Consider the following 24,916-nt stretch of genomic DNA (forward strand, 5'->3'; position numbering starts at 1 on the left):
GTTGGATAAGCGGCTGCGTGCAGAGGTCGGATACTGTCTATAATTCAGTTTTGAGCACACGCATATTTTCTTCCGGAATCATGAACGTTTGTGCATATTCTTTTCTGGCTTCAAGGCCGCGAACTCTCATCAAATGTTTGTAATACTCCAAATACTGGAATGATTTGCTGCCTGTTACGAACCAATGCGTAGACACAGCCTTCACCCATAGCTCAAAAGCTTCTACGTCGAAGTCGACATACACATACGGACGGTAGTCGACCGCATCCTCCCAGTTCTCGGCATAATACAATCTCTGGGCAAAATGTGCCGGGAGCTCCCGATCGAACGTCGGCAAGGCGGCGAAAAAGCGGGCATCGTTCACGATGCGGTGCGTTGTCATATGATCCTTGTGCATGCTGTTCTTCCAATGCGTAATGATCACGTTAGGTCGAACCTGACGAATGACATCGCATACACGGAAACGCATCTCTTGGTTATCCTGCAATTCGCCGTCCGGAATATCGTCGAATACGAACGCTTCCCCGCCCAGCATCTCGGCAAACGTTTTGGCCTCTTTCACTTTCTGCACGCGGTATTCGGCCATATCTTGTCCTGCCGGAACGCCGCGTTCGCCTGCTGTCAGTGCCAGGGTCGCAATGCGATCCCCCTTCAAAGAGTGGCTTGCCAATACGCCCCCTGCCGTTAATTCGGCATCGCCCACATGGCCGCCGATGGCCAGAATCGTTAACTTTTGCTCGCTCATTTCACACAAACTCCCTTCTCATGACAGAAAATTGTTTGACGGTTGTAAAGCCTGCCTTCTCGTAGATACGGATGGCCGGATTCGTACTGCCCGTGTAGAGCGACATATATTCGGTTCCTATGGAACGAAAAGCTTCGCACAGCTTAAAGAAAAGCAGGCTGCCCAGACCATGTCCCTCATGCTCAGGAAGCACTCCGATACCCGCGAAGTAGCCGCGGCCGTTGTCCTGACGAATCACCGGACCTGCAAATCCGATGACTTTTCCTTTATATGCAGCAATGACTACCGGCACACCATCTGCCGTGCACTGCCCGATTTCCTTTTGCCATAAAAGATTATTAAAGCCATTAAGCATTTCCTTAACGCCGTTATGCTTTTCCTTACTGAACAATTCCACCGTGTACTCTTCGGCTGCTGCTTTGCGTTCCTTGGCTCTTACATCGTCCGGTATGGTGAAACCGTCCAGCTTCAAATACATGGCGCACTCTTTGGCGCGTTCCACATATCCGGCTTGGAGCAAAAACGCGTATAACTTACTTTCAATCGGCACTCCCGGCGCATTGTTATGCTCATGCTTCGGAGTCCCGGGTATATACCACGGCAATAACATCGGATTAAAAAATAAGACATCGCCTTGCTTTTTCCCCAGCTGCTGAAAGCGGTGCTCCAGAGCATCGAGCATGCCTTGATAATTCTCATCTGTTTGGAAGCCTTCGGCTAACACGATGCAGGTGATGTATCCCGCCGTTTCCCCAAGCGGCAGATCGTGCCCCGTGCAGCCGCAGGCAAAACCTTTAACCTCATTTTGCTCTAGTAAAACAAAAGTATTGTGTTCATCGAAATAAGGGTTCGCCGTAAAAATGCGCTCAAAGGTTTGTTCGGTAAGCTCCTTGTAGCCATCTTTCACGGCTTCCTCATTCCATAAGGCAATAACGGACTGACCATACTGTTGATCCCAAGACACAATCATTCTGAAGTGATACCTCCCCCACGCGCGGCTTGTATTAGCCCTTCACCGCTCCAACCGTTACACCTTCTAAGAAGTACTTTTGCAAGCTGAAGAACAGAACAAACATCGGCAGTGCAGAGATCGTAGCACCCGCCATCATCGGCGCGATAAACGTCGTATTGGCGAAGCGGAAGTTTTTGAGTCCGACCTGGATCGTCTGCATATCCATCGTATTGGTAACAAGCAGCGGCCAGAAGAATGTGTTCCAGCTGTCCATGAAGGTTAGAATCGCCATAACCGCAAGTACGGTTTTGGACAACGGCAGAATAATTCTCCAATAGATCGTGAACTGGCTGCAGCCTTCGATTTTGGCGCTTTCCATAATCTCATTCGGGATGCTGCTCATAAACTGTTTAGCCAGGAAAATATTATATACCGTAACGATACCAGGCATAATTAACGCGCTGTACGTATTTTGCAGTTCGAACACGTTAACGACCAGAATATACAAGGGAACTTGCGTAACTTGGTAAGGAATCATCATGGAGACAAGCAGTACGGCGAACAGCACGCCTCTCCCTTTGAAACGAAGTTTAGAAAATGCATAACCCGCCATACTGGCAAAAATGACATTCGACACCATCACGGTAGTCGCCACGATCAGCGAGTTCAATATCCAACGATACGAATATTCACTGTAATCAAAGAAATATTTGAAAGAAGCAAAGGTAAACTTGCTTGGTAAAATGGAGTAGCTCACCGCTCCTGCCTCAACCGGATCGGCAAAGGAAGAAATAACCATGAAATAGATCGGAAATATCGTCGCCAAAGCAAAAAGTAGGAGGGCGATAAAAATGATTGAATTTCGAATGGTTTTTACTCTAGGTTTACCTGCGTGATTGCTGTATAAAGCCATTTTTTTATCCTCCCATTATAGGGATCTTTGAGCGGAGCTCAAAGTCTCTCCGTTCTTAATACTCGACGTCTTTTCCTACATATTTGAACTGAATAACCGAAATGCCGGCGATAATAATAGCTAGAATCAGCGATTGCGCCGCGGCTTTACCGAACTCGAAATACGTGAATGCATTATTAAAGATTAGGAGACCAACCATGGTCGTCGCATTATTCGGACCGCCACCTGTCATCAGGTACGCATTTTGGAACACTTGGAAAGATCCGATTACGCCCGTAACCAAAAGAAATAGCGTAGCCGGTTTCAAAGAAGGGACAACGATGTGCCAGAGCTTCTGGAAAAAGTTCGCGCCATCCATTTCCGCTGCTTCATAATACGTATCATCAATGCCGAGCAATCCGGCCAGGTAGATGATAATGCTTGTGCCATGACTGGACAACCAGGACATCAGCACCAAAGAAAACATCGCTGTTTTGCTTGAACCCAACCAGTTCTGATTGGAGATACCGAAGAAATGAATCAACTGATTCAAAATTCCGCCTTCCATCGGATCGAAGATCCAAAGCCATACAACGGATAAAGCAACGCCGGAAGCAACAACAGGCAAGTAGTAAACACCTTTGAAGAAGCCCTGCGTTTTTTTCCTGAGCGGGAGAATCAAAATAGCGATCACCATGGACAAGAACAAGTTAACAGGTACGGTCAAAATCGTGTATACGACGGTATTGCGCATAGCTTGCCAAAACAAGCCGTCTTTCAATGTAGAAACATAGTTGTCTAATCCAACATAGGTAGAACCAAGCGGCTTGTATTCTTGGAGACTAATGATAAACGCGCTTACGACCGGGTATGCGGTGAACATCGCAAAAACGACCAAAGCGACAGCAATAAATGCATATCCCCAAGCACCTTCTCCTTTGATTCCCCTTCTTTTCATCGGTTTAGCGATATTCGTAGCCATACTGTCAAACCCCCAAACCCCGTTTCAGAAAACCCGGATTAAAATAGTTCGGATAGCCGTGCAACCTGCTTCACGACTATCCGAGGTTAATAACCTATGATTAATCTTTCACAACGCCGTCTGCGCCAAATGCAGCAATCGCAGCGGTTTTCACGGCTTCATACATCGCTTCAGGCGTAATTTCCCCAGCGATTAGACCTTGGAACTTAGGCACGATAACTTCTGTTTCCAGTTTAATCGCTTTAGCCCCTAAATCAGTCGGGATATCGGAACGAGCCGGTGTTGCGTGTTTCAGCATGTAGTCAACAGCCGCAACGTTTTCTGGGCTTCTCTCGATTTTCAAGCTTTCAGCCGCTTTTTTAGCGGTTTGCGTGATGTGAGCGGAGAACAGATCGTTGTTTGTTACTGCAGCATTTTTACCGCTAGCCAGGAAGTAAGCCGCTTTTACGACATTTGCTTTGTGCTCGGCAGTAGGTTCTTTTTTGCCACGGAACGTCATGTAACCGTCAACCACGGTTGCGAACGATGGCTGCGCGCCTTGGAAAGTCGGAGCCGGCAATACAACATAATCAACAGGGATAGAATCTTTTACAGCACTTGCATCAGCTGCTTTCAGCTTCGCATTGTTCGTTTTTGCGGAATTTTCAAACACCGCAAGACCTTTACCTGTGATCATAGTTTGACCAGTCAAGAACATGTTCCAACGCTTACCAGCGTCAACGGAGCTGAGCTCTTTCGGCATGGAACCGTCATCAATCAGTTGACGAAGATCTTTTAGAAGACCCAGGTAGTTTTTGCTAGTGTATGCGTATTTCAAATCTTTATTAAACGCGTGCGGCATGCCGGCATTTTTCGCCATGATACCCAAATAGTCTACCGCAGCAACGCCTTTCACTGCAAACACGAAACCGTAGCGCGTTTTACCATTTTCGGTTACGACGCCTTTCTTGATCGCTTGACGGAATTCATCGTACGTCCATCCGTTTGTTTGCACTTTTTTCCAATCGATTCCCGCTTTTTCTAAGAACTCTTTATTTCCGCCCAATGCGTGTACTTCCATATACGCCGGGAAGCCGTAAAGACCTTTGCCGTTTTTCATGTAGTCAAGCGGAGCTTTATCATAATCATTAATCATTTCAGGAGTCGCTGCGTCCGTAATGTCCATGAGCAAACCTTGCTGCAAGTATTTCGGGATACCGTCAGAACCTCCGAAAGCAATATCCGGCGGGCTGCCCGCATTCACTTGCGTATCCAATTTCTGCTTCATATCTTCCCAGCTAGCCGGCTCGATTTTCAAAGTCAGATTCGGATACAAGGCATTGAAATCTTTCGACATTTGTTCGAAAGTCTTTTGATAATTCGGTGAAACCGGCGGCAGCAAAGCCGTAATGGTATCTTTCTCTGTTGAAGCGGCAGCCGAAGCTGCAGGAGCAGAAGCTGCAGGAGAAGCCGATTCTTTCGTACCGGAATTACCGCTACCACAAGCTGTTAAAGCCATAGTTAAAGCTACGACGGACGCTAATACGGGCATTTTTCTTTTCATGAAAAACAGACCTCCTAATAATTTCAGTTATTTACACAACTTGAACAAAGGTACGTATGGCTCTTTTCAAACTGCCTTCACTTTGCTGCAGCGCTTGATCAGCGTCAGCGGCATTCATGCCTGTTTTGATCATCATAATCGCTAATTTGCAATTCATGGAAGCAGCTTCCAAATGAGCAATTGCCGTGGCATCGTCAACTTCTGTCGCTGCCTTAATGATACGTACGGAACGATCGTATAATTTGATGTTGCTAGCCTTCATGTCAACCATTAGGTTGTTATAAGTCTTCCCAAGTTTGACCATCGTACAAGTCGTAAGCATGTTTAGAACCAGCTTCTGTGCTGTCCCCGCTTTCAAACGGGTGGATCCCATAATGACTTCCGGCCCGACGACAGGCGCAATACATACGTCGCTGACAGGCGCTAATTTCGAGCCTTTGTTGTTCACAACGCCGATTGTCGCAGCACCGATTTCTTTCGCCTTTCTCAAAGCGGCAATGACGAATTGCGCGCTTCCACTGGCTGTAATGCCAATAACCGCGTCCTTGTCAGTCACTCCGCACCGCTCAATGAGTGCGACCCCCTCCTCTGCGTTATCCTCAAAACCTTCAACTGCAAATCTTAGGGCCCCATCGCCACCTGCGATATGACCTTGCACCAGCATGGCATCTACACCAAAAGTAGGAGGACATTCAGAAGCGTCGAGCACACCGAGTCTGCCAGAAGATCCGGCCCCTACGTAGAACATTCTGCCGCCATTTTTCAGTACATGATGCAAGATGTCAACCGCTTTCATAATTTGCGGTATTTCCGCTCCTACTGCAGCAGGAACCGTAGCATCTTGTTCATTCATCAAATGCAGCATTTGTTCTGTTGTACATTCGTCGATCATCAGTGTTTTCTCATTTATTTCTTCCGTAGTCAACCCCGACAGATACTCATCCATAAGTCATCCTCCTATCCTGTTTGTTTCTTAAACTTTCTAAATTCATACTAGCGAAAAATTTCATCACGGTCAATAGTTTTTGAAATTTTATTTTATTTTACAAAAAACTTTTGAATTTTTATTTTAATTTACGACAAAAAAAGACAACGGCTTTTTCGTGCTTAGCCGCTGTCTTTCCTATTCATCTGCGATGCTTGCTGCTGGCAATGATATCGTGCGTTTTGGACAAATATTTCTTGACCTTCTTGTACTCTGCGCTGGCTACTCCGGCAAAAAGAATATCAATGACGGTCAGCATCGCAATGCGCGAACCCATCGCGCCGCTGCGAATGGTAACCTCCGGCGTAGATATGCTAAGCACAATATCCGCTTTCTCTGCTAACTCGCTCTTGTTGTATTTGGTAATCGCAATGACGCAAGCCCCGTTCTTCTTAACAATATCCAGCGAATCCAGAATTTCCGTCGTGCTACCGGAATTTGAAATAAAGATGGCCACATCCGTTTTGTCCATAAGTGTCGCGGCCGTTAGCTGGCTGTGCCCGTCTATGTAGGTATGGCACATCTTGTTAATCCGCGAAAATTTCTGCTCCGCATCAATGCCGACAAGACCCGAAGCGCCGATCCCGAAGAACACGAGGCGATTGCTCTCGCGCAGCACCTTGACGGCACGGGCGATTTCATTTTTATCAATCACACTTAACGTATCTTCAATCGATTTACTGTTATTGCGGGAAATATTCGAGATGATGATCGATAAATCGTCCCCCGGCTGAATATCGGTATACTGGTCCTTCTGTTCGTCATCCATGGAGCCGATTGAAGCAGAGATACTGACGATGAAATTACGGTAACCTTTGTAGCCCATCGTTTTGCAAAACCGCAGCACCGATGCGTCACTGGTTTTCGTCAGCTGAGCGAGACTCTTAATCGATAAATGAGGAATCTCTTCTAAATTTTCTAAGATATACTCTGCTACCAGTTTCTCTACGGGTGTAAGGCTGTCCTTCATATCCCGAATTTTGATCAAAATATTATCGTTAATTGACATCGCTCTTCCCTACTCGCCATATATTATCCCAGCTAAAATTACTATCATCATACGAAGATTTGTTTAAAATTACAAGATGATTCTCTCCTATCGTAACGGAATCCAATTCATCAATCAAGAAATTTTATTTCAAAATAAATTTATCAAACTAAAATTAAATTCCAATTTATATTGCAGGCTTGAAGAAGGCGGTGCTATAATAACAGCAAGATTGAGATGACTTGAAAGGGTGAGAATACGGATGAATAACAAGTTGAAAATTGCGATTATCGGCTCAGGAAGCACCTACACACCGGAGCTTATTGAAGGCATGATTAAGCGGAAGGACGCGCTGCCTATAGAAGAGCTCGTGCTCATGGACATTGATGAGAGAAAGCTTCACATTGTGGGCAGCCTTTGCCAGCGCATGATTCAAGCCTCCGGTATGCCATGCAAAGTGGTCATGACGCAGGATTTGGATGAAGCGCTTAAGGATGCCAGCTTCGTTCTGTCGCAAATTCGCGTAGGCAAGCTGCCTGCCCGCGTGCTCGATGAAACAATTCCGTTGAAATATGATCTAATCGGTCAGGAAACTTGCGGTATCGGCGGATTTTTCAAAGCGATGCGGACGATTCCCGTTATGCTTCATATCGCGGAGCGCATGAAAGAGCTGTGCCCGGATGCTTGGCTGATCAACTTCTCCAACCCGGCGGGCATCATCACAGAAGCTCTGCTGAATCATTCCGATGTGAAAATGCTTGGTCTCTGCAATGTTCCTTATAACATGTTCAAAAGCATTCGTGAAACACTACAGCTCGACCACCCGAGCTTTACTTATGTCGGCCTGAATCATTTGAGCTGGATTACATCGATCGAGCAGGACGGCAAGGATTATGTGAAGACTGCGCTTGAGATGGGACTTAACAGTGAAACGATGAAAAACATTCCTTCCAGCGGCTTCAGCAAAGAGGTTATTCAAATGGTCGGAGCTATCCCTTCCTCTTATATGGAATATTATTACTACAATAAGAAGAAGCTGAATCTGTTAAAAGAAGCTGAATTGACGCGCGGCGAGAAATGCATGCAAATCGAGGAAGAGCTTCTCGGCATTTATGAAGATTCAGAGCTTCACTCGAAACCGGAGCTGCTTTCCACTCGCGGTGGCGCTAATTATTCAGAGGTTGCGATCTCTTTGGTGGATGCTATCTATAACGATAAACAAGAAGTTCATGTTGTTAATTTGCTTAACAACGGAGCTCTGGACTTTATGGAAGACTCCGATGCGGTTGAGGTTTGTGCCGTTATCGGCAAGGATGGCGCGAAGCCAATCAAAGTGAATGATTTTGGCAACCGTCATATCATTGACTACATGCGTATGGTTAAAGCCTACGAGCGTGAAACCGTAGCGGCCGCCGTGAGCGGAAGCGAGGATGCGGCAATGCGCGCCATGTTGATGAATCCGTTAGTCGGCGATTACAATGCGGCTTACCAATGCTTCCAAGAGCTGAAAGAAGCTCACAAGGAGTATCTGCCGCAGTTCTTCGCTAACGAGAAATAGCCATGATCATGAAGGTACCTAACTATATTATTGGCGTCGATGGCGGGAACAGCAAAACCGACTACTTTTTGTTCGATATTCAAGGAAACTTTATCGATCACATTAACACCGGAACCTGCAGCCATGAGCGGTTCCCTGACGCTTATGCGAGTGCATATCGCGTGATGAATGAAAACGTTCAGGAGCTGCTTTCGCGCAACGGCTTGAAGCTGGAGGATGTTTCTGCCGGAGCTTTCGGGCTCGCAGGTGCGGACATCCCCTCGCAGAAAGAAAATTTGCGCGGGGTCATCGAGCGCATCGGCTTCACGCACTATGCGATGGACAACGACTCCTTCCTCGGCGTGAAAGCCGGCAGTGAGAAGGGCTTCGGCATCTGCTCCATCAACGGCTCCGGCGCGTCGACCGGCGGCATCTCGCCGAGCGGGATGCGGCTGCAAGTCGGCGGTGTAGGCAGCGAGCTGTCCGGCGACGAGGCCGGCGGTTTCTTCTTAGCCCGGAAAGTGCTGCGGGCTGTGTACGACGCCTTCTACCGGATGGGCCCGGAAACGGGACTAACGCAGCCGGTCATGGATGTACTGCAAATTCCGAGCAAGGAATTGTTCATTGAATTTGCTCTAGACGGCATGCTTAAGCGGACCTTGCCGACGACGCGGCTCGTGCAGATTTTGTTTGCCGCTGGCGATGCCGGGGATCCGGTGGCGCTGCAAATCATCGACAACACAGCCAAACAGCTGGCTTGTTCGACGGTTGGCTGCCTGCACAACCTGGATTTCGAGCCCGGCCAGGAGGTCGATCTCATTCTGGCGGGCTCCGTCTGGGTCAAAGTCGAAAGCCCGCTCCTGCTCGAAGGCTACAAGAAGCACATTGCAAGCTTAACTGCGCACAGCTGCAATTTCATTCTTCTGCAAGTTCCGCCTGCTGCAGGGGCTATCCTTTGGGCACTGGAGCTGGCGCATGGTCGCCCCGTCGATACGGCGACCCGGGAGAAAGTGATTGCCGCGGTCGCGCCGCTGCTATAATGGAATAGGTTAACCCTCAAGATTGGCTTGGGGGTTAGCCTTTTTTCATGATGCGCCGGCTCGCTGTGCGAAAGAAAGCGGTCATTGACGCGTGTAGCCTTAGCAGGCATGTGCTCTTGGGATTAACCGGAATTTCTCCTGTTAATTTCTTCCACCACCACTGCCATCCCTTCATTCGTCTACTAACCTAGCTACTCCAAGTAATCATCTCTTTCCTGCCACACAGACACTCGAACCACACTCTGATCGAAAGAGCCCTCACACTTATTAAATTTACATATAACCCTTTCATGATAAATTCTACCAACAAAAAATTAGTGTTAATTCTAAAAGGAGTGACTAATGAAAAGGCTATTAATCTACGCATTGGTCGTTATAACAAGCTACATGACCGGAGTTATTTTTTATAGAACTACAATGTATTTACTAGCCATACCTGAGAAAAGCGAAATTGATTTACTATATCCTTGGATAACCGTCTTTTTTCTTTTTTTTGCTCTTCCGATTTATTTTGTAATCATTGCTTTCCTTCACTTCATGAAATCTCGTTCAATCCTTATAAATAGTTTATTAAAAACTGTCATGTTACTAATTTTCAGCCTTTTTAGCGCGTTAATCGTACCATTTATGTTCGGTGGTTTCGGGTACTTAGGCAGAAGTGAATTTTTCTTTTCAGAATTCGCAACTCTACTTTATTCATTTTTTGTAGGGACCTCCTTACTATTTTCTATTTCTTCATCAATAGCCGAAAAATATCTAAGTAAAAAACAATGATTTTGTAAAAAGCTTGATCCCTTGCCTCTGGGCACGCCAGCTAAAAAAAGGACTATCCTCACGTCTTCGACGCAGCAGGATAGCCCTAAATGCAACCTTAATTATTAATCAAATTCGCTTGCTGAAGCAATCTTCTCATCATCGCTGCCGTCTGAGCGCGGGTCACATTTTCCTGCGGCATAAGACTTTGATGATCTCCTTGAAGAATGCCGTTAGCTACTGTACCCGCCATGGCTTGCTTAGCCCAGTCTGCTACAGCTTGATGATCATTGAAGCTTTGCAGCTGCTTGGCTGCCTCTTCCACTGTGGTTTGACGAAGCTTGGCAAGCTTGGAGGCTTGATTCAAGATTACGGCTGCTTCCGCTCGCGTAATGGTCTGATTCGGACGGAACGAGCCATCCTCATAACCGCTTACTAACTGATAGGACAGCGCCGTTGCTACCGCGTCGGCATACCAATCTTCGCTCCGAACGTCAGAGGGCAGAGCCGCGCTAAGTCCCCGCTTAATGCCAAGCGATCGAACCATAATAGATATAAATTCCGCTCGTGTAATCGATTGATCCGGTGCGAACGATTGTTCATTTACACCCTGGACAATGAGTCGGGAGGCCATGTCATTGACATCCTGCTTGCTCCAATGGGTCTCTACATCGGCAAATTGTTTGGGACTATAAACGACGGCGTAGGTGCTGTTCGTCAAGCTGTTAATAACAGCGTAGTCATGGCCGTCTTTCTTCATAATTTTCGTCGGTACATGTGAGAATGAACCATCTGGGTTCAATACAATCCCCGTCGAGATTTGCGAAGCTTGCACGCCTGCCGGAAGCATGATCATTCGCTCCACGTAGTTATTAAAACGCTGAACATCCACAGACTTGTCGCCCAACGAAGCCGTGACTTCAAAATTGACAGGCGGCGCAGCCATATGAACGCCGTTCTCGGTTGCTGTCTTCTGCATGCTATCAAGCGTTTCTTTTGACGGCAAAGCGATTTTCACATTCACAATAATGTCCTGCAGCTTGATATTGCTTCCCAACTTAGAGGAAATATCATCAATTTTCATTTGACTGGCAGGGAGCGTATACGAAGCGCGGTCGGTTTTGATTTCGAGCACGGCTTCCTTCGTTTCCATCAGCTTCACCATTTGACCTGTTAATTGACCGACCACCACTTCACTGTTCCCGGCCACAGGGACGGTAATAATTTTGATTCCCTCTTTTTCCAACTTGCCGATGATCTTGTCTTGATCCAGCTTAACGGTAGTAATCGTCCGATCTCCGGCTTTTTCAGTAGAAGCATGAGCTAGTTTGTCCTGTTTCACGCCGTCTACGATAATGGTAACCTCAGGATTGCCGGACGTTGGTTCCGTACCTGTCGGAGCACTGTCATTCGAATGCTGCGAGTTGTCCGAAGATGAATCTCGGTCAGGGCGCGCACGGTAAACATTCACCGTATAATCTTGCTTCGTTACACCGTCTTGCGCTGTCACCGTAATGATAATTGCGTTATTGCCTGTTTTCAGCAGGATACTCTCCGAATCCGTACCGCTATTCAACATCACTTCATTAACACTGAGCTTGGCGGAAGGTTCATAAACGGCAGCATTCACGGTTAGAGAAGCGACGTTTTGACCCACTTGAACATTATAAGATGTCGTTATCGGTGAAAACAGGGGTGACAACGTGCCTGCACTTGTCGTTAGGCTGCTTAATTGTGCGTTAGTTGAAGGCGCACGGCTGACAACAACGGTGTACGTGTTCGTGTAAGAGCCGTTTGCCGCTGTCACCTCTACCGGGATGGCATTGTCGCCGGTTGAAAGGGCAATCGGTGCCGAAGGCACACCGCTCACTGCTGGCGCTCCATTAATTGTAAGCGTGGCATCAGGGTCATATAACACCGCCGTTACACTCGTCTCATAGACAGAATGACTGACACTTTGACGATAGCCGTTGTTCCCTGCTGTAAAGATAGGAGATAACTCGCCAGTCGTCAGCGATAGTTCTCTAAGATCGGCCAGACCGGATTGGCCAATAGTTACAAGTGCTCTCATGTCGTTGCCTGAAGCATCTGTTACGTTAAGTTTTTCCGGGTTGGAAGCATCCACTGACAACAGCGTGCTGCCGGAGGGAATGCTGCTCTTAATCTTGAAATGAACAACAAATAGTTGTTTAGCCGCGACAATCGGGAAGTCACCTCCAGTAATATCAAACCATCCCATTCGAATCCATCCGGATGCCGAATTGATGGATGATTGGAAGCAGCCCTCCTGATCCTCCAGGCATGCTATCCCGGAAGCATTGCCATACGATGGCGTCACGCTCACCGCTTCCAGCACATTCTTATCGTAATCCAATTGTAAGCCATAGGCTGCAATGCCCGGATACGCGGGAGTAACCGTTACAGGAATGTCGACCTGCTGACCGACCGTTCCTTGAACCGATGGGATGGAGAACTGAACGTTTGCCGGAGCCCCCGCCATCACTTGAATAGGGATACTTTGGCTGATACCGATCACGAACAGCGTCGCACATATCCACATGATCACTTTGTGACAATTTTTAACTAAATCAGGCATGAATTTACCTCCGTATCCATTCTACAAATCCAATTACTATGGCGTGAAAGTATTAAATTTTTTGAAAATTATTGGACCCATATTTGTTTTTGTCCAATGATTCAGCGCAAAGGTCGTCATACCGCCCTTGGTCCCTGATTTGCGAATCAGGCTTCCGCCTCCTGGCAAAATCGACGTGGCGCTAGTTGCATTCGGTGTTCCCAGAACATCAATCACTTGACCGTTCTTTTTCAAAATAAGAGCTGTCGTTACATACGTACTCGGGTCGTACATCCGTATATCGTCATTGAAGTACGTGATATTCATAAGATCAAACGCATCATAGAAGATAGAGTCTATCATGATAAAAGGCATTTTAGGAGATATAGGGAAAAGAGATCTAGAAAACGAACTGATCGATTTGGTAGCTTTCTTATACTGCTGTACTTCCACTTCATAACCGCTCGCTTTATCTGAAGGTAGTCCGTTGCCTGGATAATAAATCGCTAAGGCTATTCGGCCATCTCCTCCATCCAAATATTCCGAAAAGAAAGGATTCAACGTCTGGGGTACCGCTGTAATCTTCATACTGTTCGAAGTGGCGGCAACCCCTTTCGTCAGCGCACTTGCCTTGGCGGTGACACTAAAATTCGTAATATCGCCTGAGAAGACGTGCCAATCATGTTCCAGTAATAAGTAAGCTTTGCCGCTGTCAACGTAAGCTAAGGCAATGCTTAAGCCAGGAGGCGCATTGTTCAACTGAAAATCCGATTCATCTGCCGCAGCTTTAAACGTATCGCCGGTCACGCTGAGTGTGATCAGGGCCGCATCCAGATTGTTTTCTGTTAACGAGACGGGGTCCGTTTCAGCCGTTACCGTTGTTGCTACCGCGACTGCAGACGTTGTAAACGACCAGGCACTACTGCCCGTGAGGCCTGCGAACGGATTGTTCGAAGCATCGACGAATGCCCCCGCATCCATTTCCACATAGTAGTCCGTCCCTCCCATCAGGGCTGGAACCTTAATCGTCACAGTCTCGCCGCCCACCGACACATTAGCTGTATCGGTTACTAATCGTTTGGCAACTTCGCTCTGATCCGAAGTCTTGCGTAGTGTCACATATTTTCCGCTCACTGCAGTAACATTCTTACTAAAACTCACCGTTAGGGACGGCAGGGACGCATCGACGGAAACCGCACCTTTATTCGGGGAGAGAGCCACAATCGCCGGAGGTGTTTTGTCCCAAGTCGTGAACGTCCAGGCACTGGTACCCGTTAGTCCTGCGTATGGATTTCCTGAAGCATCCGTGAAGGCTCCCGCTTCGATCTCTACGTAATAGCTCGTGCTCTCGGCCAACGGAGGAAGGGAAACCGTGACCACCTTGCCGTTCACTTTGATGGAATTCGTATCGTTCGCCGTATAGGTAGCAAGTGCAAGATGATCCGCAGATTGACGGATGATCACCTGTTTACCGCTGATCGCAGAAACATTCTCATCAAAAGTCATGCTAAGCGATGATAGTGCCGCATCGACGGACACTGCATGATTGCTCGGCGTGAGCGCTGCAATCTTCGGCGGTGTTTTGTCCCAAGTACTAAATTTCCAGGCACTGCTGCCACTCAGGCCACCAAAAGGATTATTCCAGACGTCTTTGAACGCACCGGCTTCAATTTCCACATAATAATCCGCGCTTTCCTGTAGCCCAGTAACAAGAATGTCTATTTTATTGCCGTTGATGGTAACTTTAGTTGTATCGCTCGCTGCATAGTTTGCTAGGATTGTGTTATCAGACAGTTGGCGAATTTGTATATGTTTGTCCGTAGCGGTTATGTTTTTGCTCAAAGTGATGCTGAGTGCCGACAAACCTGGATCCACATTGACCTGCCCGTTAACCGGAGCCATTAATGTTGCAACCGGGACCGAAGTATCCTGTACCTTGGCGCTTGCGGCACTAATGACTTGTTTCCCGGCTAGACCACCTAGCTCGACAGGGGTAACCCCAAAGAACAAATAGTTGCCCACATCGGATTCTCTGACCGTGTACGTGGAGGAAACAGCCCCCGCAATCGGCGCTTTATCACTGCCGTCCGCCTTACTGCCAATGTACCATTGCAGTTGTTTCGGTCCTTCCGGCGTCTTCTCTACATCGAAATAAGTGTAATTCCCCGTCAACTGTTGGCCAATTTCCGCTCGACCGTCAAGACTAACGCTGCGAGCGATAGGTACATCATTGATATCTCTAAAAATTGCCGTAAAATTCAAGACATCCGAACCGCTGCCCGATCCCCCGACATATAAACTAGTCAGTGCTACAGCGTCCGCATTCGTAATAACACCATCCCCATTGATATCCATCATCATTATCTCATCTTCGCTTACGAAGACTTTGCCGCTAAGGTAACGAGAGATAAATAACGCGTCCGCAGTCGTCACAACGCCATCGCCAGTAAAATCGCCAAGCTTATTGATCTCCACCTGAAACGTATCCGTAACAAGATTGCCCTGAGTATCGGTTCCGCTAAGCGTAAACACTGGCGTTCCCGGAGCATTCACTTTAATCGTTGCCACCAATCCGTTTAATGATCCGGTTGCCGAACCGGAGTCGCTGGATACAAGGCTTAGTCCCGTACATCCATTAAATCGATCGGATACGTTAAAGTTGAACGTCGATTCCGTATCCGTCGAGGAATTGCGAGGGGCCCAGCTCATGCTATTCGTAAAAATGGGTTTGACTTTTACTGTCTGCGCTTGAACCGGCAACGAAAGGGATGCAAACGGAACGGCCAACGCCATGGCCCCGGCAAGCATACCTATTTTGGCGGCTAGTTTCCAAGTTTTATTTTTTTTGACAAGGTGCATGATCCGAATCTCCTTCATGACATGATATGGGCCATCTAAATAATTACTCTATCAAACCGTTCTCACAAGCTCCTCACAAGCTGTAATTTGCTGTCGAAAAACAGAGAAAACGGCGTTCTGGGGTCTCCATTCGACAATAATCGAGTTAATTATACAAATACACAATAAACAAGGAATAAACAAAAAAAGAGCCCCGGCATCAAATTTGATTCCCAACGGGCTCTTTCTATTCATTAATTTAAACTTGTAATCAGGTCTTTAATGCTAGGATTTGGCTTCGTTCCGAGCTCATGCTGCAGCGTTGCTTCCAGTATACGATATTGTCGCAGCGCTTCATTTCTCCTCCCGAGTTCGATAAACAAACGAATCATTTCATGGCTGACGTCTTCCCGCAGAGCATCCAATTTAAGAATTTCGCCAAAGTAATGCAATGATTTCAGCGGCTCTCTCCTCTGCAGATGGAGTCTGGCAGCTGCTTCCAGCAGGAAGATATAATTCTGTTCGAGCTGACGCATTGGAGCGCTCGCCCATTCATATGCTTTTCCTTTTAAGAGCTGTCCCGTATATAGCGCTTCCGCTTGTTCGAACAGTTCGGCGTTGTTCGTAGGGGCCAATCGAATTTTCTTTATTAACCGTTCCAATTCATACAAGTCGCAATAAACGCCGCTCTCATCAATGCGAATTTCGTTTCTGCCTGCAACAATACAATGTTCCGCCTTACTGTCGCTAATCGCTTTGCGAACATAGTATAAGGTCGAGTTCAGATTCTTCCACGCCTTCTCCGGTTCCAGGCCACTCCACAAGGTATCAATGATTTCTTCCCTGCTGACGGTTCTCTTGCAAACAAGAAAAGCAAACAACTCTTCGGTTTTCGGGCTTCTCAGCTTAATCTGCGCTTTATTCTGATCTCTACGATACAACTTCAGTCCATTGAGCAGGTGAATCGCTATGAAAGGCTCAACAGATGAGACTCGAAGTTTTTTTCTGATTTTGTCCAATGTTTTGGACATTCGCTGGGTAGTTACAGGCTTTAATAAATAATCTATGGCGCTCATATCGTAGGCTTGCAAGGCATAATTGTCATGCCCGGTTACAAAAACCACGTCTAGAGAAGCATCGAGTTCAAACAACAGGCCGGAAAGCTTCATTCCGTTAATTTCCGGCATAGAAATATCCAGGAAGGCAACATCGACCGGATTGGATTTCACAAACTCGTAGGCTTCTACCGGGTTCAGAAACATACCGCAAATCTCGATTTCACCGCTATCGATCAGGATATTTTTCAACCTTTTTATCGATAATTCCTCATCATCTACGATAATGGCACGAAGCATGCTTTATCCTCCAATCTGTCTGGGCGGGTGTGCAGGAATGGCAAAGAAAATTTTCGTCCCTACTCCTTCTTCGCTCTCAATACGAATGTCTTTTCCGTAAAGAAGCTTGATACGCCGGCTTATGTTCCACAGTCCAACGCCCTTCCTTTCCGTATCTGTTAACCGTATTTCCTCAAGCTTGCTCTCGCTCATACCGCATCCGTTGTCAGCTACGACAAAGTTGACTATGCCTTCAGCGTTCAGTTTAACAGATATATGGACCGTACCTCCCCGAAAATTGGACATAAGGCCATGCTGTATCGCATTTTCCACTAACGGCTGCAAAATAAGCGGGGGAAGCCCGATATCCAGATTGGCATCCACATCGTACTCCACTTGTAATCTGGAGCCAAAACGAGCCTTCTCGATATTGATATACGCTTGTACCAGCTCCAGTTCGTTTTGGATCGTCGTTAGCGTATTCAAGTGTTCAAAATCGAAGCTGCTTCTCAAATACTGCGAAAGCTGCAGGGTCAACTCCTCCGCCTGTTGAGGCTCATCCATGCAAAGTGCGGCGATGGAGTTAAGCGCGTTGTACAAGAAATGAGGCTTGATCTGGGAACGCAAAAAAGCAATTTCGGCTTCCTTCGAGCTTTTTACGGAAGCTTTCAGCCGGGTCAGGCTTCTGACTCGTGCCAAGAGCTCTTCGGCTTCAAACGGCTTCCCGACAAAATCGTTCGCCCCGTTCTCCATCGATAAGATCATATCGGTAACTCTATTTTTAGCCGTCAGCATCAACACCGGCAGTTCGAAGGGAGAGAACCTTTCCCGAATAGCTTGCAGCACCTCAAAGCCGGACATGCCGGGCATCATCATATCCAGTACAACCAGAAAGAAGTCCCTGTTCTTCGATAACTCATCCAGCGCCATCTGTCCTCGATTCACAACAACAAAGGAATATCCCTCCAGCTTGAGTAAATTATTCATGGATTGGAGGTTGGCGAAATCATCATCCACCACGAGAATAGGCTCGTCTTTCTCCCCCTGGACATAGATAGGATATTCGGGATAGGAGATGTTTACATCGATCGGCGAACGTTCCTTTTCCTCGGCGAATCTATTGCTTTTCCTCGAAGCCGTAGCGGATAACGGAATGGTGAAACGAAATACCGATCCTTGTTTCTCAATAGAATCTACACGAATTTGACCGCCGTGAAGCTCTACTAATTTTTTCGTTATGCTTAATCCGAGACCCGTTCCCCCAACATTCTTAGTTTCTGAAGGATCTCCCTGTTCAAAGGCATTCCATATGCGCGCCTGCATATGCAGCGGGATCCCGAGGCCTGTATCCCTCACACGAACCTCAACCATGTCGCGGATCACCTCAGCGCTGACTTCTATGACACCCCGATCTGTAAATTTGACTGCATTGCCGAGCAAATTGTGTAAAATCTGTATCAATCGGTTGCCATCCGCATATACCGCAGGAATATCTTCGGAAACTCCGTTCACAAGCCGGAGTGGTTTCCCGGCAAGCAGAAACCCATGCATTTTGATCACAGAATCGACCACAGCTCTCAAATCGATACTGCTTTTAAGCAGGGCAATATCACCATGCTTCATTTTGGAATAATCGAGCAATTCGTTGACCAAATGAGTTAATCTTTTTCCGCTGTCCATGACCACAGCCAGATTCTGTGCTTGCCTATCCGGAACAGGTCCCTCTACTCCCTTGAGAAGGGAATCCGTTATGTTAACTATGGCATTTAAAGGCGTTTTCAGTTCATGCGATGTATTGGAAAGAAAATCATCTTTGATCTTGTCTAGTTGGAGCAGCTGATTTTTCATATCATCTATCGTATGATAGGCCTCGAAAAAACGAATCGCGATCAATACGATAAGGATGGCATTAAAGATGACAATATAGAATTGTCCCAGCCAGAGATTTTCTTTGAGCGAGAAGGCCAGCATAATGACATCCAGCGAATACAGATTAATACAGAGAATAGCCATGTATAATAGGAAAGACTTCAAGCGACCCTTTTCGGCACCTCGGATATAAAGCACGGCAATTCGCAATAGCAACCAAATAATCATCAACTCATACACTAAAATAATATAAGGCTGAATGACCATATACACGCGAATCGGGAGTACAGCCACCAAAATGAGATAACCGCCCAGTACTATACTGACAACTTGAGTAAACTTTAATGAGACAATGCTTTTTTGCAATTGGTAAAAAAAGATGGTCAGGACGATGAAGCTCAAAAGTGAACAAATGTCTTTTACTTTAAAGATGAACTCGAATGATATTCCGTCTAAAAATAATAAGAGAGGCCGCTCCCCGATCAAGCCGTTAAAAATGGCATAAAGCGAGCAAACAATTGCGAATACCAACAAGGTATTATCTTTTTTTCCATATAATGCTGCCGTCACAAAACAGATGATATAAATAAGAGCAAGGATGCCGAGAATAGCAAACGTGCTGAATTCATGGGCTATGTTCTTCTGAAGGAGCTCCATCATTGCGGTCTGCTCGCCAAAATAAATCGACATCGGTATGCCTGCATTTAAATAATCGTAGTTGGCAACCTGAATGATAATTTCGACATCGCCTTTTTCGGAAGCAAAGAACACGGTCTGCGGAACATTCCCTGATCGATACTCCGCTGCCGACGCTGCTGGTTTTCCATCCTCGGCAAGCTTTTGCCCATTGACATATATCGCGCTGGAAAAACGTATATTCGTTTTCTTTAAGGCAAAACTTCCACTGAAAGGCACATGTTTCAGCATAATCCGGTAAGTGGCGGAACCATAAGCAGGCAAGGGGTAACCGTCGATTCGTTTACCATTCCATGGAGAGGGTACTTCCATAAATGCGGTAGGCATGACCCTCTCGCCACCGTGCTTGAAATCGTCCGGGGTTAATAATTGATTCCAATAAAATTCCCATGTTCCGTCCAGCTTGATGATCTTATTCTGTTTAAAGTTCCACGCTGAGAGATCCATGACGCCATCCCGGACTTGCAGCGTATTCATTTGTTTATCATTATCCTTAAGGATAGATAGCGGGATTAACAAAAAAGAAATCAAACCAATAAGGCAAACAACCAAAGTCCTTTTGAGCACAATTCCCCCCCTTTACAAAAATGAAATCCCTTGAAAGCCCTTATATTCGACAAATTATTTTCGATCCCCTCCAAGAAACGACAAAGCGATTCACACGCCCTATTTCATTGTAAAAAAGCACATCAAACTCCGTTCGATACCCAGAATAACTGGCAATCACGAAATTCGATGTGCTTTCTGAATCTTCTCTACTTCGTCACCCGAAGACCTGTCGTTACCCCGCCTCCGAAGCAGCTGCGGCTGCAGCCGCAGTCGTCCTGGCCATCCGCATGGATGCCAGGGCATAAACGACCAGCGCCGCCCAGATCAAAGTGAAACTGATGAACAGTACCGGCGAGAACTTCTCTTTAAACACAAACACACTTAGAAACAGCGTGATGGATGGTCCGATGTACTGGATGAAGCCCAGCATCGACAGCGGAAGCCTAGCAGCCGCTTTGGCAAACCACAGCAGGGGCAGTGCCGTTGCAGTGCCTGACAATAACAGCAGCACGAACGATACAGGCGGCAAGGACCACGCCGCTTCATGATGAGTCAGATGCAAGTAGACGATATAAGCGACAGCTATCGGAAAGACGATCGCCGTTTCCCCGGCGAGACCGATCGAGGCTTCGTAGGAGACCTTCTTTTTCACAAGGCTGTAAACGCCAAAAGAAGCCGCCAGCGACAAAGAAACCCACGGAAATCTGCCGTAGTCGATTGTCGCAACGAGAACGCCCGCACCCGCCAAAGCAATGGCCAGCCACTGACCGCGGCTCGGTTTTTCGCCCAAAAATAAAACCGCAAGCATCACATTAAACAACGGCGTAATATAATACCCGATGCTCGTCTCAATCACATGGCCGTTATTGACGGCCCAGATGAAGATGAGCCAGTTGGAGGAGATCAGGATGGAGCTGGCCGCGACCACGAGCAGCGTTCTGCGATTTGCGAACAATTTTCGCAGCTGCTCCATTTTGCCCCGTCCGACTAATAAGAGAATAGCCATAAAGGCAAATGACCAAATGACGCGGTGAGCCAAGATTTCCCCGGCAAGCAGCGTCCCGAAAGACTTCCAATAAACAGGCAGCAAGCCCCACGCGGTATAGGCCAAAATGGCGTACCAGAGCCCTTTTTTCATAACCGAATCCTCATTTCAATGTCTATTTACAGAATCCTATGATTCCAGCTGATTTATCCATAGGTCAATTTTGCATTGTCCCATTGTAACATAGAGTGTCACTTCTGTCCGTATGGAACCCCCTTTTTACAAAAAAATAAACCCCCGATTGACGAGAGTTTGAACAGAGAACGTTGCTATGATTGTACTACCCTTTGACGGAGCCCGCCGCAATCCCTTCCACGATCCGGTTGCTCAGTAGCATGAAAGCCAACAGGATCGGCAAAATGCTGATCATCAGCGTAGCGCCGATAGCACCCCAGTCCGTTGTGTATTGGCCGACGAAATTTTGCACCCCGACCGTAAGCGTTTTGTATTTTTCCGAGCTAATGAACGTATTCACGAAAATGAACTCGTTCCAATTGTAGATCATGTTGATGATAACAGCTGTGGATAGAACAGATGCCGTCATCGGCAGCGTAATGCTGAAGAACATCCGGTTCACCGAGCACCCGTCCATGACGGCCGCTTCTTCCACCTCACGCGGCAGCGTGTAATAGAATCCTAGCATGATCATAATCGTAATCGGCAGATTGAAGGAGATATACGACAAGATGATCGACAAGGGATGGTTGGTCAGATGCGTTTTCGAAAAAAAGCTGAACAGCGGGATGAGCGTCGAGTGAACGGGGATCATCAATCCTACCATAAACAGTCCGAGCACAAACGATTGCAGCTTCCACTTCATCCGCGTCAAAGCGAAGGTAACGAAGCTTGCCAGCAATACGGTACACGCTACGGAAACCACTGTCATCCAAACACTGTTGAAAAAGTAGTTATTGATATGGCCCTGCGTCCACACCTTCTCATAATTCTCCCAACGCAGCCGTTCCGGGAACGCCATTGGCGCCAGATTGAATATTTCCTCGTTGTTTTTCAATGAAAACAGCATGAGCCAAAGCAGCGGAACCACCTGGATCACGGCGACCGCCGTTAGGACAACATACAGCACGCTATACCCAACCCGCTCCGGCAGCTTGCTCCGTATAACCTGATGCTGCGCTTGACGCTCTATCGTTTCGGTATTCATCGGAATCAAAGCTCCTTTCGTTACGAATATTGGATATTGTCTGTGGAAGCCGTCGCTTTGGCGGATCAGCCACGTCACAACGAGACAAATCACGAGCAGGAAGAAGCCAATAGCGCTGGCATAGCCGAAATCGTAGCCTTTGAACGCTTTACGGTACATGTAGGAGGCCATCACTTCACTGGCCCCGTTCGGCCCTCCGCCTGTCATGACATAGATCAGGTCAAAATATTTCAGAGACCCTACTACCGCAAGAACAACGGTTACTTTCATGACTTCGGCGATCAGCGGAATTCGTATGGATAGCGCAATTCGCCATGGGCTGGCACCGTCCATGCGCGCCGATTCGATCAGCGAGGAAGGAACGTTTTTCAAGGCTGCGTAGTAGATCAAAATATAGAATCCCGCGTACTGCCACAGGATCGGAATGAAGATCGCATAGAGAACTATCGATGGATTCGAAAGCCATTCGGGTGTATGCTCGACCCCCAGCGACATCAGGATATGATTCAGCATCCCGTTCGTCGGGTGGAATATTTTCAACCATAGTTGGGCGATGGCTACGGAGGACAGCAGCATCGGGATTAAGTAAATTTTGCGGAAAAGGTTCGCACCGCGCAGGTTTGCCGATAGCACCAAAGCGACCAGCAGGTAGACAAGCAGGCTTAGCGCCGAGAAAATCGCCAGCAAGAAGGAATGCTTGGCACTGCTCCAGAACAATTCGTCGCGCAGCAGCTCCATGTAATTTTGCAAGCCGATAAAGCTCATTTTACCGACGCCGTCCCACTTCATTAATCCGTAATAGCCCGTCATGACGATCGGCATGTAGATCAGGGCCACAACCAGAAGCAGCGAGGGAATGACGTACAAAGCGATCATCGATTTGTTGGACATGACTTTATTCATAACCCGCACTTCCCCTTTCTTCCCGATAAAGGAAAAGGGCATACCGCCGCGTCGTGTCGGGATATGTCCTTCCCACTCGTTTCGTTGTAGTTACTTGGCTTCTTTGGCCAAAGCTTCTTCATGCTTTTTCGCAAAATCTTCCGGCGACACGGCTTTGCCGAACAGCGCTTGAATCATATTCAGGTGAACTTCAGCGGAGGCCGGTTTCATCTGTACGTCAGCAAATAGGGTAATATTGCTCGCTTTATTCAGTTCATTCAATAAGTCCATGTACATTTGCGGAAGCTTCACTTTGGACGTGTCTACTTTCGTCGCAGGAATGACGCCTGCTTCGGAAATCGCGTGCTCGCCCCACTTTTGTACAAAGAAGGAAACGAATTTCTTGGATTCTTCTTTGACTTTCGAATTGTTCGCCACGAACAAGCCTACGCCCGGCCCGCCAACCCAGCTGTCCAGATTCCCTTTGCCGCCATCGACGGTCGGAAATTTGAAGAAGCCGATTTGGTCTTTGAACGCTTGCGGTACATCCTTGTTCGTTGTGTAGTTCGGCAGTTCCCATGTACCCATCATGTACATCGCAGCCTTGCTGTTCATGAATTCCGCTTTGCCCTCATCGTTGGAAAGGCCATTGAAGCCTTTGTTGAACGCGTTCATATCAACGAGCTGCGTCACTTCGGATGCTGCGCGAATTAAGCCAGGATCATTGAATGAGCCCGAGCGGTCGATCGCCTTTTTCAATGTTTCCGGTCCGCCGATGCGGTCCGCCAAGTACATATACCACAGGGAGCCGGTCCAGCGGTCCTTGTTGCCAAGCGCGATTGGCGCGACGCCGCCGGCGCTGAGCGTTTTGACAACATTTTTAAACTCATCATAGGTTTTTGGCGGCTGCAGATTAAATTTCGCAAAAATCGCTTTATTGTAATACACCGGCACGATGTTCAGCTCGACAGGAAGTCCGTAGGTTTTGCCGCCGAAAGCATAAGCGTTTGTCGTTCCGTTTACGAATTTGTCTTTCAGATCTCCTTGCAGCAGGTCGTCCAGCGGCGCAAACATGTCGCCCTTCACGTAAGGGTCCATATAGCCTGCCGCCCATGTGAAGCCTACATCCGGCAGGGCGTTGGAAGTAGACAGCACTTTCATTTTATTTTTATACTGCTCATTCTCAAGCACTTCTTGCTCAATCGTCACATTCGGATTGGCCGTTTGGTACTCTTTTATGATATCGTTTACAATTTTATTTTGCGTTGCGGAGTTTCCGGTTGGCCAGAGGTGCATCATTTTGAGCGTAACTTTCTTAGCCGGTTGTGCGCTTTCCCCGCTTGCTTTTGCCGTTTCTTTAGCTGGTTGCGGCGTGCTGGAACTTTGGGTAGAACTGGAACACCCGGATAGAACCAAACCGAGACTAAGCATCGTCGTCATCGTCCATGTAAGCGTTTTTCTTGTCATGCGCTGTTTCCCCCTCAAGCTTTTTGTTTGCTACGACTATTATTGTAGCGCTTTCATTACGGTGGCAGGGAGTAACAGCTAT

Annotated in this window: 16 protein-coding genes and 1 pseudogene; 2 read left to right on the forward strand and 15 right to left on the reverse strand. The window is 47.3% G+C overall.

Going from position 1 to position 24,916, the window contains the following annotated elements; all coding sequences use genetic code 11:
- Positions 1-37: 37 nt before the first annotated feature.
- The 7 genes from GC097_RS16500 to GC097_RS16530 all read right to left on the reverse strand — a co-directional run bounded on the left by GC097_RS16500 (position 38) and on the right by GC097_RS16530 (position 7,108).
- Positions 38-745, reverse strand: a complete 708-nt coding sequence (locus GC097_RS16500; RefSeq protein ID WP_171684400.1) for a PIG-L deacetylase family protein — start codon at positions 743-745, stop codon at positions 38-40.
- Position 746: 1 nt separating this feature from the next.
- Complete coding sequence (locus GC097_RS16505; RefSeq protein ID WP_171684401.1) at positions 747-1,715, reverse strand: GNAT family N-acetyltransferase; 969 nt, start codon at positions 1,713-1,715, stop codon at positions 747-749.
- 34 nt (positions 1,716-1,749) lie between these two features.
- Positions 1,750-2,610, reverse strand: a complete 861-nt coding sequence (locus GC097_RS16510; protein ID WP_171684402.1) for a carbohydrate ABC transporter permease — start codon at positions 2,608-2,610, stop codon at positions 1,750-1,752.
- 55 nt (positions 2,611-2,665) lie between these two features.
- Complete coding sequence (locus GC097_RS16515; RefSeq protein WP_171684403.1) at positions 2,666-3,571, reverse strand: carbohydrate ABC transporter permease; 906 nt, start codon at positions 3,569-3,571, stop codon at positions 2,666-2,668.
- 100 nt (positions 3,572-3,671) lie between these two features.
- Positions 3,672-5,114, reverse strand: coding sequence for an ABC transporter substrate-binding protein (locus tag GC097_RS16520; protein WP_171684404.1), 1,443 nt, complete (start codon positions 5,112-5,114; stop codon positions 3,672-3,674).
- Between the two features lie 31 nt (positions 5,115-5,145).
- Positions 5,146-6,060 carry an N-acetylmuramic acid 6-phosphate etherase gene (murQ, locus tag GC097_RS16525; protein WP_171684405.1) on the reverse strand — a complete coding sequence of 305 codons (915 nt, stop codon included), beginning with the start codon at positions 6,058-6,060 and terminating at the stop codon, positions 5,146-5,148.
- Between the two features lie 181 nt (positions 6,061-6,241).
- Complete coding sequence (locus tag GC097_RS16530) at positions 6,242-7,108, reverse strand: MurR/RpiR family transcriptional regulator (protein WP_171684406.1); 867 nt, start codon at positions 7,106-7,108, stop codon at positions 6,242-6,244.
- A 241-nt stretch (positions 7,109-7,349) separates the two neighbouring features.
- Here GC097_RS16530 and GC097_RS16535 point away from each other — a divergent pair, with 241 nt between their 5' ends.
- On the forward strand, positions 7,350-8,645 hold the full coding sequence (locus GC097_RS16535; RefSeq protein ID WP_171684407.1) for a 6-phospho-beta-glucosidase: 1,296 nt from the start codon (positions 7,350-7,352) through the stop codon (positions 8,643-8,645).
- Between the two features lie 2 nt (positions 8,646-8,647).
- Positions 8,648-9,664: an N-acetylglucosamine kinase gene (locus GC097_RS16540; RefSeq protein WP_246294290.1), complete on the forward strand. Its 1,017-nt coding sequence runs from the start codon at positions 8,648-8,650 to the stop codon at positions 9,662-9,664.
- An 871-nt stretch (positions 9,665-10,535) separates the two neighbouring features.
- Here the strand turns inward: GC097_RS16540 and GC097_RS16545 are convergent.
- The 8 genes and pseudogenes from GC097_RS16545 to GC097_RS16580 all read right to left on the reverse strand — a co-directional run bounded on the left by GC097_RS16545 (position 10,536) and on the right by GC097_RS16580 (position 24,834).
- Entirely contained in the window at positions 10,536-13,013 is a 2,478-nt protein-coding gene (locus GC097_RS16545) for an S-layer homology domain-containing protein (RefSeq protein ID WP_171684408.1), read from the reverse strand.
- A gap of 36 nt (positions 13,014-13,049) precedes the next feature.
- Entirely contained in the window at positions 13,050-15,851 is a 2,802-nt protein-coding gene (locus GC097_RS16550; protein WP_171684409.1) for an Ig-like domain-containing protein, read from the reverse strand.
- Positions 15,852-16,084: 233 nt separating this feature from the next.
- Positions 16,085-17,185 (reverse strand): response regulator, encoded by a 1,101-nt coding sequence (locus GC097_RS16555; protein ID WP_171684410.1) that lies wholly within the window; start codon positions 17,183-17,185, stop codon positions 16,085-16,087.
- A 3-nt stretch (positions 17,186-17,188) separates the two neighbouring features.
- Positions 17,189-20,296 (reverse strand): ATP-binding protein, encoded by a 3,108-nt coding sequence (locus GC097_RS34990; protein ID WP_171684411.1) that lies wholly within the window; start codon positions 20,294-20,296, stop codon positions 17,189-17,191.
- Between the two features lie 214 nt (positions 20,297-20,510).
- Complete coding sequence (gene rarD, locus GC097_RS16565; RefSeq protein ID WP_171684412.1) at positions 20,511-21,416, reverse strand: EamA family transporter RarD; 906 nt, start codon at positions 21,414-21,416, stop codon at positions 20,511-20,513.
- Between the two features lie 187 nt (positions 21,417-21,603).
- Entirely contained in the window at positions 21,604-22,485 is an 882-nt protein-coding gene (locus GC097_RS16570) for a carbohydrate ABC transporter permease (RefSeq protein ID WP_171684591.1), read from the reverse strand.
- 20 nt (positions 22,486-22,505) lie between these two features.
- A pseudogene (locus GC097_RS34995) lies at positions 22,506-23,388 on the reverse strand (carbohydrate ABC transporter permease).
- Positions 23,389-23,478: 90 nt separating this feature from the next.
- Positions 23,479-24,834, reverse strand: coding sequence for an extracellular solute-binding protein (locus GC097_RS16580; protein ID WP_171684413.1), 1,356 nt, complete (start codon positions 24,832-24,834; stop codon positions 23,479-23,481).
- Positions 24,835-24,916: the final 82 nt, after the last annotated feature.

This window comes from Paenibacillus planticolens, from assembly GCF_013141725.1.
GTDB lineage: Bacteria > Bacillota > Bacilli > Paenibacillales > NBRC-103111 > Paenibacillus_E > Paenibacillus_E planticolens.

Coding starts and splice junctions, on each gene's coding strand:
- GC097_RS16500 (WP_171684400.1), bottom strand. CDS start 745: ATGAGCGAGCAAAAGTTAACGATTCTGGCCATCGGCGGCCATGTGGGC.
- GC097_RS16505 (WP_171684401.1), bottom strand. CDS start 1,715: ATGATTGTGTCTTGGGATCAACAGTATGGTCAGTCCGTTATTGCCTTA.
- GC097_RS16510 (WP_171684402.1), bottom strand. CDS start 2,610: ATGGCTTTATACAGCAATCACGCAGGTAAACCTAGAGTAAAAACCATT.
- GC097_RS16515 (WP_171684403.1), bottom strand. CDS start 3,571: ATGGCTACGAATATCGCTAAACCGATGAAAAGAAGGGGAATCAAAGGA.
- GC097_RS16520 (WP_171684404.1), bottom strand. CDS start 5,114: ATGAAAAGAAAAATGCCCGTATTAGCGTCCGTCGTAGCTTTAACTATG.
- murQ (WP_171684405.1), bottom strand. CDS start 6,060: ATGGATGAGTATCTGTCGGGGTTGACTACGGAAGAAATAAATGAGAAA.
- GC097_RS16530 (WP_171684406.1), bottom strand. CDS start 7,108: ATGTCAATTAACGATAATATTTTGATCAAAATTCGGGATATGAAGGAC.
- GC097_RS16535 (WP_171684407.1), top strand. CDS start 7,350: ATGAATAACAAGTTGAAAATTGCGATTATCGGCTCAGGAAGCACCTAC.
- GC097_RS16540 (WP_246294290.1), top strand. CDS start 8,648: ATGATCATGAAGGTACCTAACTATATTATTGGCGTCGATGGCGGGAAC.
- GC097_RS16545 (WP_171684408.1), bottom strand. CDS start 13,013: ATGCCTGATTTAGTTAAAAATTGTCACAAAGTGATCATGTGGATATGT.
- GC097_RS16550 (WP_171684409.1), bottom strand. CDS start 15,851: ATGCACCTTGTCAAAAAAAATAAAACTTGGAAACTAGCCGCCAAAATA.
- GC097_RS16555 (WP_171684410.1), bottom strand. CDS start 17,185: ATGCTTCGTGCCATTATCGTAGATGATGAGGAATTATCGATAAAAAGG.
- rarD (WP_171684412.1), bottom strand. CDS start 21,416: ATGAAAAAAGGGCTCTGGTACGCCATTTTGGCCTATACCGCGTGGGGC.
- GC097_RS16570 (WP_171684591.1), bottom strand. CDS start 22,485: ATGAATACCGAAACGATAGAGCGTCAAGCGCAGCATCAGGTTATACGG.
- GC097_RS16580 (WP_171684413.1), bottom strand. CDS start 24,834: ATGACAAGAAAAACGCTTACATGGACGATGACGACGATGCTTAGTCTC.